This window comes from Stenotrophomonas sp. ZAC14D2_NAIMI4_6 (assembly GCF_003086875.1).
In the GTDB taxonomy this organism is placed as follows: Bacteria; Pseudomonadota; Gammaproteobacteria; order Xanthomonadales; family Xanthomonadaceae; genus Stenotrophomonas.
Window position 1 is genome coordinate 3,061,932 of sequence record NZ_CP025996.1, and the last position, 14,141, is coordinate 3,076,072.

17 protein-coding genes are annotated in these 14,141 nt (G+C 69.2%); 7 read left to right on the plus strand and 10 right to left on the minus strand.

Annotated features, from left to right (window positions below; all coding sequences use genetic code 11):
• Positions 1–84: 84 nt before the first annotated feature.
• On the plus strand, positions 85–2,646 hold the full coding sequence (gene mprF, locus C1933_RS14180; RefSeq protein WP_108753769.1) for a bifunctional lysylphosphatidylglycerol flippase/synthetase MprF: 2,562 nt from the start codon (positions 85–87) through the stop codon (positions 2,644–2,646).
• A 46-nt stretch (positions 2,647–2,692) separates the two neighbouring features.
• Here the strand turns inward: mprF and C1933_RS14185 are convergent, their stop codons facing one another.
• The 4 genes from C1933_RS14185 to C1933_RS14200 all read right to left on the minus strand — a co-directional run bounded on the left by C1933_RS14185 (position 2,693) and on the right by C1933_RS14200 (position 5,547).
• Positions 2,693–4,030, minus strand: a complete 1,338-nt coding sequence (locus C1933_RS14185; RefSeq protein ID WP_234414533.1) for an AcvB/VirJ family lysyl-phosphatidylglycerol hydrolase — start codon at positions 4,028–4,030, stop codon at positions 2,693–2,695.
• A gap of 71 nt (positions 4,031–4,101) precedes the next feature.
• Complete coding sequence (locus C1933_RS14190; RefSeq protein WP_108753771.1) at positions 4,102–4,719, minus strand: DUF998 domain-containing protein; 618 nt, start codon at positions 4,717–4,719, stop codon at positions 4,102–4,104.
• Entirely contained in the window at positions 4,716–4,895 is a 180-nt protein-coding gene (locus tag C1933_RS14195) for an oxidoreductase-like domain-containing protein (RefSeq protein ID WP_108753772.1), read from the minus strand. Before C1933_RS14195 ends, C1933_RS14190 begins: the two co-directional genes overlap by 4 nt.
• A gap of 49 nt (positions 4,896–4,944) precedes the next feature.
• On the minus strand, positions 4,945–5,547 hold the full coding sequence (locus C1933_RS14200) for a hypothetical protein (RefSeq protein WP_108753773.1): 603 nt from the start codon (positions 5,545–5,547) through the stop codon (positions 4,945–4,947).
• A 231-nt stretch (positions 5,548–5,778) separates the two neighbouring features.
• Between C1933_RS14200 and C1933_RS14205 the strand changes: the two genes are divergently transcribed.
• Complete coding sequence (locus C1933_RS14205) at positions 5,779–6,939, plus strand: transglutaminase domain-containing protein (RefSeq protein ID WP_108753774.1); 1,161 nt, start codon at positions 5,779–5,781, stop codon at positions 6,937–6,939.
• 6 nt (positions 6,940–6,945) lie between these two features.
• Here the strand turns inward: C1933_RS14205 and C1933_RS14210 are convergent, their stop codons facing one another.
• Positions 6,946–7,281, minus strand: coding sequence for a zinc ribbon domain-containing protein YjdM (locus C1933_RS14210; protein WP_108751627.1), 336 nt, complete (start codon positions 7,279–7,281; stop codon positions 6,946–6,948).
• Positions 7,282–7,526: 245 nt separating this feature from the next.
• Here C1933_RS14210 and C1933_RS14215 point away from each other — a divergent pair, with 245 nt between their 5' ends.
• From C1933_RS14215 to C1933_RS14225, 3 genes are all read left to right on the plus strand, one after another.
• Positions 7,527–8,888 carry an Hsp70 family protein gene (locus C1933_RS14215; RefSeq protein WP_108753775.1) on the plus strand — a complete coding sequence of 454 codons (1,362 nt, stop codon included), beginning with the start codon at positions 7,527–7,529 and terminating at the stop codon, positions 8,886–8,888.
• Between the two features lie 228 nt (positions 8,889–9,116).
• Positions 9,117–9,410, plus strand: coding sequence for a YkgJ family cysteine cluster protein (locus C1933_RS14220; RefSeq protein WP_108751629.1), 294 nt, complete (start codon positions 9,117–9,119; stop codon positions 9,408–9,410).
• 11 nt (positions 9,411–9,421) lie between these two features.
• The gene (locus tag C1933_RS14225; RefSeq protein WP_079222716.1) at positions 9,422–9,604 is read left to right on the plus strand and encodes a hypothetical protein; all 183 of its coding nucleotides are present in this window, start codon (positions 9,422–9,424) and stop codon (positions 9,602–9,604) included.
• 47 nt (positions 9,605–9,651) lie between these two features.
• Here C1933_RS14225 and C1933_RS14230 read toward each other — a convergent pair whose 3' ends face one another.
• The 3 genes from C1933_RS14230 to C1933_RS14240 are packed head-to-tail and all read right to left on the minus strand — an operon-like array spanning position 9,652 to position 11,641.
• Positions 9,652–10,530 (minus strand): DUF4097 family beta strand repeat-containing protein, encoded by an 879-nt coding sequence (locus C1933_RS14230; protein WP_108753776.1) that lies wholly within the window; start codon positions 10,528–10,530, stop codon positions 9,652–9,654.
• Between the two features lie 11 nt (positions 10,531–10,541).
• Positions 10,542–11,066 carry a hypothetical protein gene (locus tag C1933_RS14235; protein WP_108753777.1) on the minus strand — a complete coding sequence of 175 codons (525 nt, stop codon included), beginning with the start codon at positions 11,064–11,066 and terminating at the stop codon, positions 10,542–10,544.
• The gene (locus C1933_RS14240; protein WP_108753778.1) at positions 11,063–11,641 is read right to left on the minus strand and encodes a sigma-70 family RNA polymerase sigma factor; all 579 of its coding nucleotides are present in this window, start codon (positions 11,639–11,641) and stop codon (positions 11,063–11,065) included. The genes C1933_RS14235 and C1933_RS14240 overlap by 4 nt, the downstream gene beginning before the upstream one ends.
• Before the next feature lie 125 nt (positions 11,642–11,766).
• On the opposite strand from C1933_RS14240, the gene C1933_RS14245 reads away from it, so the two are divergent.
• Both C1933_RS14245 and C1933_RS14250 read left to right on the plus strand, forming a co-directional pair.
• Positions 11,767–11,946 (plus strand): hypothetical protein, encoded by a 180-nt coding sequence (locus C1933_RS14245; protein WP_108753779.1) that lies wholly within the window; start codon positions 11,767–11,769, stop codon positions 11,944–11,946.
• A gap of 36 nt (positions 11,947–11,982) precedes the next feature.
• Positions 11,983–12,576 (plus strand): mechanosensitive ion channel family protein, encoded by a 594-nt coding sequence (locus C1933_RS14250; protein WP_108753780.1) that lies wholly within the window; start codon positions 11,983–11,985, stop codon positions 12,574–12,576.
• Positions 12,577–13,200: 624 nt separating this feature from the next.
• Here C1933_RS14250 and C1933_RS14260 read toward each other — a convergent pair.
• Positions 13,201–13,467, minus strand: a complete 267-nt coding sequence (locus C1933_RS14260; protein ID WP_108750680.1) for a DksA/TraR family C4-type zinc finger protein — start codon at positions 13,465–13,467, stop codon at positions 13,201–13,203.
• Positions 13,468–13,578: 111 nt separating this feature from the next.
• Complete coding sequence (locus C1933_RS14265; protein WP_108750681.1) at positions 13,579–14,136, minus strand: DUF2058 domain-containing protein; 558 nt, start codon at positions 14,134–14,136, stop codon at positions 13,579–13,581.
• Between the last annotated feature and the right edge of the window lie 5 nt (positions 14,137–14,141).

The following is a 14,141-nucleotide window of genomic DNA, read 5'->3' on the forward strand; positions in this document are numbered from 1 at the left end:
GCTGGTCAAACGGCGGCGACAGGCGCACGATGCGCCACGCTGCGTTGACACCGCCCTCGCCCCCACTGACGCACCCTTGCGCCGATGACCGCCCCCACCGATTCCACGCCCTCCGCCGCTTCCACCTGGAAGCGCGTCGCCACCATCGTCATCCCGCTGCTGATCCTGGCCCTGGCCCTGCATGGGTTGGCCAACGAGTTCGACGAGAACGGCTACCGCGCCATCCGCCACGCCTTCCAGAACCTCAGCCTTGGCCAGATCGCGCTGACGGTGCTGCTGGGTCTGGCCAGCTATGCCTGCCTGATCGGCTTCGATGCCATCGGCCTGCGCCGCAGCGGCATCCGCGTGCATCCGGCACGCGTCGGCATCACCGCCTTCCTGGCCCACACCCTGGGCCAGACCGTCGGCTTTGCCGCACTGACCGGCGGCGCGGTGCGGCTGCGCGGCTACCGTAGCGCCGGCCTGGACCTGGCGCAGATCGGCCAAGTGGTGCTGATGAGCACGCTGGGCTTCGTGTTCGGTGCGTGGCTGCTGATGGGCCTGGCCCTGTGCATGGAACCGGCCGCGGCAGCGCTGGCCCTGCCGCTGGACCCGACCGCCGTGCGCGTGGTCGGCATCGTCGCCTTGGCGGCCTACGCGCTGACCGTGCTGCTGGTCGGCCGCCACGGCCGTACCTTCCAGATCTTCGGCCATGGCCTGTGGCTGCCCGACCGGCGCACCATGCTGGGGGTGACCGCACTGAGCGTGGTGGAACTGGTGCTGGCCAGTGCCGCCTTCTACGTGCTGCTGCCCGATTCCACCCCCACCGGCCTGCCCGGCTTCGTCGGCCTGTATCTGGTGGCAGTGCTGGCCGGGCTGGTGTCCACGGTGCCGGCCGGTTTGGGCGTGTTCGAATGGAGCCTGCTGAAGCTGCTGCCGCAGGTGGCCCCGGCCGCCGTGCTGGCCGCCGCGCTGATCTACCGCGTGACCTATTACGTGCTGCCGCTGCTGCTGGCCACCCTGCTGGCCCTCGCGCCGGCGTTGCGCCAGCCGTTCAAGGCCGGCGCCGGTGCCACCCGTGCCGGCTGGCATGCCCTGCGCCCGTGGCTGCCGCAGATCATCGCGCTGGCCGCCTTCAGCGTGGGCGCGGCGCTGGTGATCGACGGCACCCTGCCCACGCCGCGCCGGCACCTGCTGAACGCCTCGCTGCCGATCCTGGAAACCTCGCACCTGATCGGCAGCCTGACCGGCGTGGCCCTGCTGCTGATCGGCCAGGGCCTGGCCCGGCGCAGCCATGCGGCCTGGATGCTGGCCATGGCGATCTGCGTGATCACCCCGCTGCCGATCTGGCTGCGCGGTGGCCAGCCGCTGATCGCACTCTCTGCGCTGCTGGTGGCGATGGCACTGTGGGCGGCGCGCCGCGAGTTCTACCGCCAGGGCGCGCTGCTGGACGAGGCCTGGTCGTGGCCGTGGCTGCGCAACCTGGGCCTGGTGCTGGTGGCGGTCACCTGGCTGCTGTTCTTCACCTACAGCCACGTGGAATACCAGAACGAGCTGTGGTGGCAGTTCGCGTTGTCCGGCAATGCACCGCGCGCCCTGCGTGCGCTGCTGGTGGTGGCCATCGCGCTGGTGATCTTCGGCCTGGCACGGCTGCTGCACAGCACCCGCACGCCGCTGCCGGCCGCCGACGATGCCGCCCTGCAGGCACTGGCCCCGGTGCTGGCCGGCGCCACCGACACGCAGGCCTGCCTGGTGCTGACCGCCGACAAGGCCGTGCTGCGCGACGAAGCCCAGCAGGGCTTCGTGATGATGCAGCGCTACGGCGGTTCGTTGATCGCCATGGGCGACCCGGTCGGGCCGCCCGAGGTGGCCCGCGCCTTGATCTGGCGCTTCCGCGAAGAAGCCGACCGGCTGGGCCTGCGCCCGGTGTTCTACCAGGTGGGCGAAGCCTATTGGCAGACCTACCTGGACCTGGGCCTGGGCTTGGTGAAACTGGGCGAAGAAGCAATGGTGCCGCTGCATGATTTCGGCCTGGAAGGGCGCGAGCGTGCCGACCTGCGCCAGGCCTGGAACCGTGGCAAGCGCGGCGGCCTCAGCTTCCGGGTGGCGCCGGTGGAGGAGATCCCTGCCCTGCTGCCGCGCCTGCAGGCCATTTCCAACGCCTGGCTGGAAGACAAGGCCGGCGATGAGAAGGGCTTCTCGCTGGGCAGTTTCGACCCGGCCTATCTGGCGCGCTTCCCGATCGCCCTGGTCGAGGCCGAAGGCCAGATCGTGGCCTTCGCCAACCTGTGGCAGGCACCGGCTGGTGCTGAGCTGTCGGTGGACCTGATGCGCCATGTGAACGAGGCGCCGAAGGGCACGATGGATTTCCTGTTCATCGAGCTGTTCCTGTGGGGCCGTGCACAGGGCTATGCGCGCTTCTCGCTGGGCATGGCGCCGCTGTCCGGGCTGGCCCAGCACCGTCTGGCCGGGCGCTGGAACCGGCTGGCCGGACTGCTGGCGCGGCACGGCGAACGCTTCTATGGGTTCAGCGGCCTGCGCCGTTTCAAGTCGAAGTTCGCCCCGCAGTGGCGGCCGCGTTATCTGGCCGCGCCGGGTGGCATGCACCTGCCGGCGGCGCTGCTCGATGCCACCCGGTTGATTTCGCTGGACCCGCGGCGCGGGTGACCGTGCAGGTTTTGCGCCGGGCAATGCCCGGCGAACGCCTGAGGCTTTACGCGCCGCCCTTCAGGATCACCTCGGCCACGCGATCGTAATCACCGCCGAAATGGTGGTCGCCCGGCAGCTTCACCTTCTGCACGCCATCGTTGGCCGGCAGGTCCGGGCACAACGCATCGGCATCCTTTTCGCCGAACATGCACAGCGTTTTCGCCGCCGGCAGTCGCGCAACCTCGGGCGCGATCGGCAGGCCATCGCCACCGCCGCCCAGCCAGTTGCTCACGTGGAATTCGAAATCGGCCTTGCGCCCCACCGACAGCAGGGCGATGCGCTGCACGCGCGCGCGGGTTGCGGCGTCCAGCTGGTTGATGCTGGCCGGCAGCACGTCTGCGCCCTGCGAGAAACCGATCAGCATCACCTTGTCACGGTGCCACTGCTGCCGGTAGTGCTCGATGATCTTCTGCAGGTCTGCGGCGAACCCCTGCGGGGTGCGCGCGGTCCAGAAGTAGCGCAGCGAATCCAGGCCGACCACCGACACGCCGTGCTCGGCCAGCGACTCGGCCACGTTCTTGTCCAGGCCCGCCCAGCCGCCATCGCCGGAAACGAACACCGCCAGGGTGTCACCGTCACCGCGCGCGGGCACTTCCACCACCGGCAGGCCTTTCAGCGCATCGGGCGGCGGCGCCAGGCTCACCCCGGCCTGCGCACCCATCACCCGTGCCGCCGCCACCAGCCCCGGCGTGGCATCGCCGGCGGCGGTGCGCTTGAAGCCACGGGCCATCGCGACCTGCTGCACGAAGGCATCGGCATGGCCGGCCTTGCAGCCCTCGCCGCCATTGGCGTTCAACCACGGCAGATTCAACTCGGCCGGTTGCAGGCGGCTGTGCTTCACCCCGTCGCCGCAGACCATGCGCTCGTGGCTGTGGTCGGGGCAGAAACCGCTGGTCAGCAGGCCGGCGAACACCTGCGTATCGGCCTGCGCGGCCAGGCTGTAGGCCAGCTCGGCGCCTTCACCATCACCGCCGACCAGCGGCAGGTGGTAGCCAGGAAGGTGCAGGTAGGCCTGCACCCAGCGCGAGAAGTTCTCCACGTCGCCCGCACCGAAGGCGCAGCTGCTGTTGCCCTCGCGCTTGAGCACACCGCGCAGGTGGTCCACGTCGACCGACGCCACCAGCGCACCATCGGCGCGCAAGGCTTCGATCGGCGCGGCGGCGGCCGGCGCGGCAGAGGGCTGGTGGAACCAGATCACCACACGCTTGGGCGCACCGCCCGGTGAATGCACCGGTACCTGCTCAAAGCGGCCGTGGCTGACCTGCTGCACGTCGGCGGCTGCCGATCCCGCCGCCAGCGCCAACACCAGTCCCATCGCCCTGCACAGCCCTGCACGCGTCATGTCGCATCCCCGTTGGAATGTGCACACGATACGCTGCCGACGCGTGCACGGCATGTACCGGCGTGGGCGGTTCAGCCGGCGCTGGCGATGCGTGCGCGGCGGTACAGGGACACCGCCAGGTGCAGCAGCCAACCGACGATGACCGCGATCACGATCTTCTGCCCCAGTCCGCGCGGTGGGCCATCGCGCCACAGCACGTGCATCCACAGCAGCACGAACGCCAGCCACGCCCACGCCCATAGCAGCGCCGCACTGCGTTGCCAGCCCGGTTCGCGGCGCAGGTACCAGGCCTGCAGCAGCATGGCCACGCTGGCGCACAGGAACGCGGTGTTGGCGGCCAGCCCATGCACCAGCGGCGCGATCAGCGGCGCCAGCTGCGGCAGCCAGCTGTCACCGATCGCCACGGTGGCCAGGCCCAGCGCCGCCACGGTGAACAGCAAGGGGGCGGCGGCACTGCGGCGCGGCCCGCGGCTGCCGCGGTACAGGGCAATGCCCAGCAGCGCGATGGCCAGCGCCAGCAGGCAGTAGGCGGTGCGCAGGGCCAGCCCCCACGGGCCATGCAGGTACAGGCTCAGCGTTGCCCGCACCCAGTCCAGGTCGGCGCGCGCGAACTGCGTCCACAGTGCGGTTGCCACGAACAGCAGCAGCGCCACCAGCGCCAACAGCGCTGCGGGACGGGCCCGGCTCACGGCGTCCCCTGCGGGTGCCGTGCCTGCCATTCGGCCAGGGCCTTGCGGTAACGCTGCAGTTCTTCCGAATACAGGTCCAGCACGCACAACGGGCAGCCGCTGCCGCAGCACTCGTTGGGGCCGGGTTCTTCCGGCGGCAGCGGGCGCGGGTCGGGATCGGGCACGGGATCGGTCACAGGCAGATCAGACAGGACAGGAAACACCGCGCCAGTGTAACGGCCCCGCTCAGCGTTCCAGGTGCCGGCGCAGGTTGGCCCGCGCCGCAGCGTCCAGACGCGCATGGAAGAAATCGCTCAGGAAGATGCGCGGCGCACGCAGCAGGCCCTGCAGGAAGCGACGGCGACCGGCACGGTACAGGAAGCCGGGCACGACACCCCGGTACTCTTCGGCCACGCCGCGGTCGTAGGCATCGAACACCTCGGCCGGGGCGCCCAGGATGGCCATGTCGCAGTCCAGGAACAGCGCGGCCTCGGCGTCCACCTCAGCGGCCCCCAGCGCACCGTGGCGTGCGGTCAGCATTATCAGCTGTTCCACGCGCGCGGCATCCAGCTGCGCAAGTGCGGGCACATCGGCAATGGCCTGCACGGCCAACTGCGCCGAACGGGCCTCGTTGTCCTTGCGCCCGGCCTGGTACACCGCATCGTGGTACAGCACGGCCAGGTAGACCTCGGCCGGCTGCTGCCAGCCTGGGCCGTCGGCCACCTGCTGGCAGTGCTGCAGCACCGCGCGCACGTGGCCGAAGTGGTGGTAGGCGCGCGGTGGCGTGGCATAGGCCGCTTCAAGTGCCTGCCACTGCGCCGGCGCCAGCGGAACGGGGGCGAAGTCCATGTAACGATGATCCCGCCGACGCCCGGCCAGAGCAAGCTGGTCAGTTTTTCACCACGCACTCACAACGCTTGCCCGGCAAGCGCTGGCGGCGGTTGTCCACAGCTTTGTGAAGCGCTGGTCCACATCCTCTGTGGATCAACGCCCGTGCCGACGGACGGTGTGCGCCCGGTCGGGGCCCCCGATCTACACTGCCGGCAGGCGGGAGCGTCCGCCGTCGTGCAGGAACTGCTCATGCACCTGCTTGCCGCTTGCAGCCTGGCCGTGCTGCTGGGAATCGCACCGTCCCTGGCGGCGCAGGGCCAGGCCGCGTCCAGCGCCCCCGCCCCGGCGCCGGCGCTGGCCGCCCTGCAGACAACACCCGCGCCGGTGCCCACGCCCGAGCAGGTGCTGGCCATCCCCGCGCCGATGCGGCAGATGCTGCAGCAGCAGGTGATCAACCGTTCGCGCTCGCGCGACCAGCGCGCGCAGGCCCTGGTCGACATGATCTTTTCGCAGCGCGGCCTGGACCTGCAGTACGACGCCAACGCCACCTACACCCTTACCGAAATCTGGCAGCAACGGCGGGCCAACTGCCTGGCCTTCACCCTGCTGTTCGTGACCCTGGCGCGCGAAGCCGGCATCCAGGCACGCGTGCAGCAGGTGGACCGGGTGGTGTCCTGGTACCAGGACCAGGACCAGGGCGTGGTCTACAGCGTGGGCCACGTGAACGCGTCCATCGTGGTGGACGGGCGCAGCGGCACGGTGGATCTGGACCGCAACGTGCTCTATGACCGCCGCGGCCCGCAACCGATCAGCACCGCGCGGGCGCTGGCCCACTTCTACAACAACCGCGGCGCCGAACGCATGGCCAGCAACGATGGCGCCGGCGCGCAGGCGTTCTTCGCCGCGGCGCTGCAGCAGGACCCGGGATTCGCCTCCACCTGGAACAACGTCGGTGTGCTGGCCAGCCGCCGTGGTGACCTGGTCGCCGCGCGCATGGCACTGGAAACCGCGCTGCGGCTCAAGCCCCGGCATGACGCCGCGCTGGCCAACGCCGCCGCCCTGTACGAGCGCATGGGCATGACCGCGCAGGCGCACGCCCTGCAGCAGGTGCTGCACGAGGTGCAGCGCGAAGATCCGTTCGTACAGTACATGCTGGGGGCGCAGGCCGAGCGCAGCGGCAACCTGGCCGACGCGATCCGTTACTACCGGCGTGCCGTGCGTCTGTACGACAGTGCGCACCAGTTCCATTTCGGGCTGGCCCGCGCCTACTTCCGCAGCGGGCAGGTACAGCGGGCCGACCGCGAACTGCTGCGTGCCCAGCAACTGGGCGGGGCGCCCGAGCAGGCGCGTTACCAGGCCAAGCTGGACAGCCTGGCCCGCTGGCGCGCGCAGCAGCAGGCGCGGCGCTGAAGCGCGTCAGGCCTTTTTCAGGAAGCAGGTCTTCAGCACCAGCCCCTTGATCTTGTCCGAATTGCCTTCGATGTGTTCGGCATCGTCCTCGACCAGGCGGATGTTGCGGATCACCGTGCCCTGCTTCAACGGAATGGAAGACCCCTTCACCTTCAGGTCCTTGATGACGGTGACCGTATCGCCGCTCTGCAGCGTATTGCCGTTGCTGTCACGCACCACCAGCCCCGCGCCACTGGCCTCTTCGGCGGTCCACTCGAAGCCGCAGTCGGCGCAGATCCACAGCGCGCCATCGGCATAGGTGTTTTCCAGGGTGCACTGCGGGCAAGCGGGAGCGGACGACATCAGCAAGTACCTCAAAATGAATCAACAGGCGCCATTGTAACCGGCTGCTGGTTCTGCTCATTTTTCCGATGTATGGCGCTTCGATTGATATCGGTTTGAGGCGGAGGGGCGGGCCCTGCCTTTTGCTGCCGCGCCGCCCGAGCGGAGCAGGCAGGCGCTGAAACCCAACCGAAGCCGACTGAAACTTGCAGGACGCGCCGAACTGCAGCAGAGTGCGCGGCCCCCGCCTGTCCCCCGGATTTCCCATGCGCCTCGGCATCGACTTTGGTACCAGCAACTCCGCCGCCGCGATCGTGCGCGATGGCCAGCTGCTGCCGATCCGCTTCGGCGACGCCGAACAGTTCCGCACCAGCGTCTACTTCCCCGGCGTGGTGCCCGACCCGGACGATTTCCAGCTCGATGCCGGGCAGGAACACCAGCTGCAGCAGATGATCGACAGCGCCGCCCGCGCGGCCCGTGCCGCCGGCCAGGAACGCACGCCGCAGGCCCTGCGCCGCGAAGCCCTGCGTGCCCTGCGCCGCGAATGGATGGAAGCCCGCGCCGGGCAGGAACGCAGCGCCAGCGACCTGCTGCAGAACGCGGTCTACGGCGACGAGGCGCTGGAAGCCTATTTCGAGGAACACGAAGGCAACCTGGTGCAGAGCCCGAAATCGATGCTGGGCTACAACCTGCACCCACGCGCCAAGCAGACCATCACCGGTATCGCCGCACACATCCTTGAACATATCCGCCTGACCGCCAGCGCCCAGCTGGGCCAGCCGCTGCGCGCCGCCCTGCTCGGCCGCCCGGTGCAGTTCCGCAGCTCCATCGGCGATGCCGGCAACGCCCAGGCCCTGGACATCCTGCGCGAGGCCGCCAGCCAGGCCGGCTTCGACCAGATCGATTTCCTGGAAGAACCCGCTGCCGCCGCCATGCATTACCACGCCGAAAGCCGCGAGCGGCACCAGGCCGTGATCGTCGATATCGGCGGGGGTACCACCGATATCGCCCACGCCGAGGTGGGCGGCGACGACGCGCCGCGCATCCACCGCGCCTGGGGTATCGCCCGCGGCGGTACCGATATCGACCTGGCACTGAGCCTGTCCAGCTACATGCCGCTGTTCGGCCGCGGCATCACCCGCGTGCCCGCCCACCACTACGTGGAAGCGGCCACGGTGCAGGACATGACCCGCCAGCGCGAGTTCCGCCTGCACAAGTACGACCACGTGGACGCGCCCTGGGGCGACCGCCTGCAGTCACTGCAGGACACCGGCAACACCGCCCGCCTGTACCGCGACGTGGAACGCGCCAAGATCGCCCTGAGCAGCAGCCCGCAGCACCGCAGCACGCTGGACTACATTGCCCGCGACCTGCATGCCGACACCAGTGCCGAAGGCCTGACCGCTGCCGCGCACGGCTACCTGGAACAGATCCGGGCCCTGCTGGCGCAGGTCCGTAGCGATATCGGCGGCGACCCGGACGCGGTGTTCCTGACCGGCGGCATGTCCCGCGCCGGCTACCTGCGCCAGGCCGCGGCCGAGGCCTTCCCCGGTGCCCGCATGGTGCATGGCGAGCCCTCGCTGGGCGTGGTGCAGGGCCTGGCGCTGGCGGCAGCCAGCCGGGATTAACAAAACGTTACGCGAAGTTTGCTACCCTCGGTAGGCTTGATAGGGCTCTACCTTCCGCCGGCTGCGCCGGTGTGTGTCCCCGGGTAGGGCCCGGCCCGCGCAGCGGGCCTTGCGGCCATGCCTTCTGGCTCGTTCATGGTCCGCGTACTACCCGAGCCGCCATCGAGACCCGCTTTGGGCACCCGCCTGGCCCCTGTGGCCGCACAACCTGAAGAAGCACCTGCACCCATCGACTGCCGCCGTTGTGATGCGGTCTGCTGCCGATTGCCCGTGCTGCTGCAGGCTGGCGACGAGGTGCCCCGCCAGTATACCTCGCGCGACAGGCACGGCCGTGCCGTGATGGCGCGCAATGATGAAGGCTGGTGCGCGGCGATCGATCCCTATCACCTGCGCTGCACGATCTATTCGCAGCGCCCGGCGATCTGCCGCCAGTTTGCGATGGGCGGCGATGACTGCCGCCGCGAGCGGCAGGACTACCTGCGCCAGGCCGATGCCTGGGCGCTTTCCTCCCCTTCCACCTGACAGGAGCAACCATGCCCCGCAAGGCAAAGACCCCCGCGAAGGCTACCAACAGCATCCGCAGCGAACGCAAGGGCGCGGCCGCCAGCACCACGGTCAGCAGCGATTCGATTGCGTCCGATCTGGCCGCGTTCCGCAAGAGCGGTGGCAAGATCGAAGTACTGGGCACCACCTGGGCGCTGAAGAAAGCCAGCTGACCCACCCTGACCGCGGCGGCGCTGCCGCCGCGGCCTGCCGGGCCGGCTCAACGGTCCAGACGGACCTGCACGCTGCCCGAGTGCGACTGCACGCGGATATCTCCATCACCACTGCCCAAGCGGGTGTCCAGACGGCTGCCCGGGCCGTAGCGCGGGCGTTCCACGCTGCCCGCATCGCTGTTGATCGCGCCGCTGAAGCTGTTCACTGACAGCTGTGCCGACACCGTACGCGGCAGCCGCAGGCTGACCGACGCACTTACCGATTCCACGCTGATACGCCCGCCCGGCGCCAGGGCAGACGCCGACAGGTCGATGCCGCCGGACACCGTTTCGACGGCCAGGCGCTGGATGCGGCCGGCATCCACCCCAACGCGGCCCGACACGGTCTGCGCGCCGATGTCGCCGGCCACGCCGCCACCGGCCTGGATCTGCCCGCTGACCGTGTTCACGTCCAGGCGCGGCGTCTGCAGCCGTGCAGTCACATTCCCGCTGACCGAATTGAGCTTGCTGTCAGCACTGCGCCCTGCCGCACTCAGGTTGCCGCTCACCGTGTCGGCCTGCAGCCTGCGCACATCGATGCCACTGATGTCCTGGTCGGCACTGACCGTGCTGAGCAGCAGCTCGGACGAGCGCGGAACATTCAACACCAGGGTGGCGCCGCCGTTGTTGCTGCGCCGTGGGTATTCCACTTCCCAGCGCACGCGGTTGGCGCTTTTTTCCTGGCGCAGCTGCAGGCCGTCGCTGAGGCTGCCGGTCAGCTGCACATCGTTGCGGTCCCAGCCGCGCACCGTGACCTTGCCGGCCACGTTGCTCAGTTCAATACGGCCACCACTGGCCAGGGCGTGGCGTTCGTCCACGCGGGTGTCGGCCAGCGCCAACGTTGGCAACAGCAGCAGCGCAGCAGACAGGGGAAGCAAGGCTCGCATCGGGAATCTCCTCAGGTTGTCAGTCCGGCCGCGGCCTGTGCCGCCTGCCGGGTCAGTTCCAGCCGCAGCGCGTAGGTGCGCCGCAGTTGTGCCAATAGATGTGCAGCGCGCGGGTCCTGTGCCATGGCGGCGCGGATCTGCACCACGCTGCGGTCCAGTTCCTGCAGCGCCGGCTGCCATTCCGGCGCACGCGCTGCCGGCAACGACGCCACCGCCTGCTGGTACTGCGCGGCCATGGCATTGGCCTGCAGCTGCAGCCCGCCGGGTGCCGGCGCCTGCACGGCGTCATGCCGCCACGGGGCCACCGCGAACAGCGCCAGGCCTGCGGCCAGCGCCGCGCCCAGCGGCAGCCAGGCGCGACGCAGCGGGCGGCGTGGCAGCGCCACTAGGACGGCCGGCGAGGTGGTCGCCTGCACCGGCTCGCGTGGCGGCAACCGTGCCGACAGCCGTGCCCAGCCATCGGCAGGCGGGGTGCGCTGCTGCGGCAGGTCGCGCAGCCGCGCCAGCAGGTCGTGATCGGGGTCGGGTGTGGTCATGTCATGTCTCCCAGCCGCGCACGCAGCAGGCCGCGCGCGCGATGCAACTGTGCCTTGGAACTGCCGACGGCCATCTGCAGTTGTTCGGCGATTTCATGGTGTTTCCAGCCTTCGATATCGTGCAGCACCAATACCGCACGGGCCCGCGGTGGCAGTGTTGCCAACGCCCGCTCCAGATCACGCTCGGTGCCGGCGCAGCGGTCATGCACGGCCAGCTCCTGCAGGCCGCCTTCCATGTCGTCCAGGCTGTGGTGATCCTGCCCGCCAGCGCGCACGCGCAGTTCCATCAGCGCGGCGTTCACCCCCAGCCGGTGCAGCCAGGTGGCCAGGCTGCTTTCAAAGCGGAAACCCGGCAATGCCTTCCACGCCTGCAGGAAGGCTTCCTGCAACGCGTCTTCGGCCCGCGCCTGCTGCCCCCCGCACAGCCGCCACAGCACGGCGAACAGGCGCGGCGCATGGCTGCGGTACAGGCACTCATAGGCCACGGTGTCGCCGGCCGCAGCCGCCCGTATCAACGCGGGCTCATCGGGCGCATCAGCGGCGGCAGGTGGCGGTGGCATGGTGGTGTCGAGCATAGCGCTTGGATGCAGCGGCCCAGCAAAAGGTTTAGACGGCTCGCGGCCGCTTCGGCATGCAACCTTTTCGGCCGCCGCTGCATCCATGCCTGCATCCCCCGCGTGGCCGCAGGCCCGGAGACCCCATGTCCGCCACCCACTGTGCAGCGCTGCTGGCCATCGTGATCTGCGTGGCGCAGCAGGGCCTGGGCCTGTCGCTGCAATGGCACGGCGAGACCCACGGCGCATGCCTGCAGCGGCATGGCCAGGCGCTGGTCTGCCTGCAGTGGCCCCCGGCAGTCGAAACGCCATCGCGCGCCGGGTAACATCAGGCGTTGTTCCCCGCTACCTGTTGTCGCCCCATGATGTTGTCACTGAAGGATCACCTGCCGGCCTGGACCCACCCGTGGCTGCACGACATCGGCGTCGGCCTGCAGATCCTGGCCACGCTGCTGGCGGCCTGGTTGCTGCGATTGCTGGCGCGGCGTCTGATCCGGCGCTTTTCCGAGCACTACACCCTGCCGCAGGAAATGGCGATGGGCGCGCGGCGGATCAGCAGCTTCGTGGTCTATTTCAGTGCCCTGCTGTACATCCTCAGCCTGCTGGGCGCATCGCCTTCGGTGCTGTGGACCGCGTTCACCGGTTTTGCGGCGGTGGGTGCCGTGGCCTTCTTCGCGGCCTGGAGCGTGCTGTCCAACATCTTCTGCACGCTGCTGATCTTCACCACGCGCCCGTTCCGCCTGCACGACTACATCGAAGTCCTGGAGAACGGCGAGAAGCCGGGGCTGAAGGGTCGGGTGATCGACGTGAACCTGATCTACACCACGCTGCAGGAAACCGGCGATGGCCACCAGGGCACGGTGCTGCAGCTGCCGAACAACCTGTTCTTCCAGCGCACGGTGCGCCGCTGGCGCGACCCGTCGCAGGCCCCCGGCGGCATCCAGGGCGACGGCTGAGGGGGTTTTCCCTGCAGGGCTTGCAGCCCTGCACCTGCTAAGAGCAACGGCAACGGCAACGTCAAAAGCGGGCTATCCGTGGGTTGGCGGGGTGGGTCCGGTTGCGGGGGACGCTGCAAGTACGTCCATGTAAGCTTGGCCGCAGCATCCATGCCGCGGACACCCCCGCAACCGGACCCATCCCGCCTTCGACAGTTTCCCGCGATCTGCCGCAACGGCGTTCTGCTCTGGTGGGTGTCGACCTTGGTCGACACGGATGAATTCATTCGATATCTGACAGATGTGTCGACCAAGGTCGACACCTACCTACAGCCGCGCACGCCACGATGCCCAGTAGAGCCACGCCATGCGTGGATGCGTTTCGAATTCAATCCGAAATTTTCGATTCCCACAGAGATCCATCCACGCATGGCGTGGATCCCCCCGCCGATCGCGGGAACCTGTCAGAGGTGGGGCGGTGTCGGATTGCGGGGTGTCAGCCGCATGGATGCGGCTGCCAAGCCTACAAGGACGTACTTGCGGCGTCCCCGCGATCCGACACCGCCCCGCCATCCCACGGAATGCCGCTTTTGCTTTTGACGTTGACGTTGAGCAGGTGCAGGGCGCAGCCCTGCAAAAGCCCCCTCACCGCAACTGGCTGTCCTTGCTGCCGCGGCGGTTGTAACCGGCGTGTGCCTGTTCTTCGTCGTCCAGCGCCTGCTGGCACGCCACGCACAGGCGAACACCGGGCACGGCCTGGCGCCGCGCCAGCGGAATCGGCGCGTCGCATTCTTCACAGTGTTCCAGACCCGGCCCCTGGCGCAGCTGGCGCCGCGCACGGGCAATGGCATCGTCAACGGTGGCGTCGATCTGGTCCTGGACCGCGCCGTCGCCCGCCCAACCGGTGGCCATCACTCACCTCCGCAACTGTCAGGTATATCCCTGATATGGGGACCGTACCCGTAACTGCAATCGGCAGCACCGGGCCCTGCCCGGCGTGCTGGCGGCCGGTTCAGCCGCGCCTTACCAGACCAGGTCGTCCGGCACCTGGAACTGGGCGTAGTAGGCGTCGTCCTCGGCGTTGCCGGTGGAAATCTCGGCGGTCGAGCCCGGCTGGCCGTGGTCGACGATGATCGCCTCGGGGGCACGCTCGCGCACCTTCTCGGCGGCCGCACGCGGTAGCAGGGCGTAGCCCTCGCCGTGGGCGACGATGACCAGCACGCCCACCGACAGCGCCTTGCGCAGCTTGGGGTCGATCAGCAGCGTGCGGATCGCCGCGCCATCGCTGAAGCGGTACTCGTCATCACCCTTGTGCGGCACCGCGTGGGCCGTGATGATCTGCTTGGCCTGCGCCTTTTGTTCAGCCTGGCGGGCCTGGGCATTGCGCTCGGCCGCCAGGGCGCGGTCGCGTTCGACCTTCTCGGCGCGCGCGCGTTCAGCTTCGCGCTGCACCTCGGCCGAGGCCGATTCCGCCTTGCCCTGCCGCGCCTTGGCCTGTTCACGCGCTGCAGCACTGGCCTGCGACTTCTTGGCCAGGCCGGCCTTGAGCAATTGTTCCTGCAGCGCGTTTGGCTTTGCCATGGTCG

What these genes read in the sequence shown, in the direction of transcription:
- mprF (WP_108753769.1), top strand. Translation starts at nt 85, where the DNA reads ATGACCGCCCCCACCGATTCCACGCCCTCCGCCGCTTCCACCTGGAAG.
- C1933_RS14185 (WP_234414533.1), bottom strand. Translation starts at nt 4,030, where the DNA reads ATGACGCGTGCAGGGCTGTGCAGGGCGATGGGACTGGTGTTGGCGCTG.
- C1933_RS14200 (WP_108753773.1), bottom strand. Translation starts at nt 5,547, where the DNA reads ATGGACTTCGCCCCCGTTCCGCTGGCGCCGGCGCAGTGGCAGGCACTT.
- C1933_RS14205 (WP_108753774.1), top strand. Translation starts at nt 5,779, where the DNA reads ATGCACCTGCTTGCCGCTTGCAGCCTGGCCGTGCTGCTGGGAATCGCA.
- C1933_RS14210 (WP_108751627.1), bottom strand. Translation starts at nt 7,281, where the DNA reads ATGTCGTCCGCTCCCGCTTGCCCGCAGTGCACCCTGGAAAACACCTAT.
- C1933_RS14215 (WP_108753775.1), top strand. Translation starts at nt 7,527, where the DNA reads ATGCGCCTCGGCATCGACTTTGGTACCAGCAACTCCGCCGCCGCGATC.
- C1933_RS14225 (WP_079222716.1), top strand. Translation starts at nt 9,422, where the DNA reads ATGCCCCGCAAGGCAAAGACCCCCGCGAAGGCTACCAACAGCATCCGC.
- C1933_RS14230 (WP_108753776.1), bottom strand. Translation starts at nt 10,530, where the DNA reads ATGCGAGCCTTGCTTCCCCTGTCTGCTGCGCTGCTGCTGTTGCCAACG.
- C1933_RS14235 (WP_108753777.1), bottom strand. Translation starts at nt 11,066, where the DNA reads ATGACCACACCCGACCCCGATCACGACCTGCTGGCGCGGCTGCGCGAC.
- C1933_RS14240 (WP_108753778.1), bottom strand. Translation starts at nt 11,641, where the DNA reads ATGCTCGACACCACCATGCCACCGCCACCTGCCGCCGCTGATGCGCCC.
- C1933_RS14245 (WP_108753779.1), top strand. Translation starts at nt 11,767, where the DNA reads ATGTCCGCCACCCACTGTGCAGCGCTGCTGGCCATCGTGATCTGCGTG.
- C1933_RS14250 (WP_108753780.1), top strand. Translation starts at nt 11,983, where the DNA reads ATGATGTTGTCACTGAAGGATCACCTGCCGGCCTGGACCCACCCGTGG.
- C1933_RS14260 (WP_108750680.1), bottom strand. Translation starts at nt 13,467, where the DNA reads ATGGCCACCGGTTGGGCGGGCGACGGCGCGGTCCAGGACCAGATCGAC.
- C1933_RS14265 (WP_108750681.1), bottom strand. Translation starts at nt 14,136, where the DNA reads ATGGCAAAGCCAAACGCGCTGCAGGAACAATTGCTCAAGGCCGGCCTG.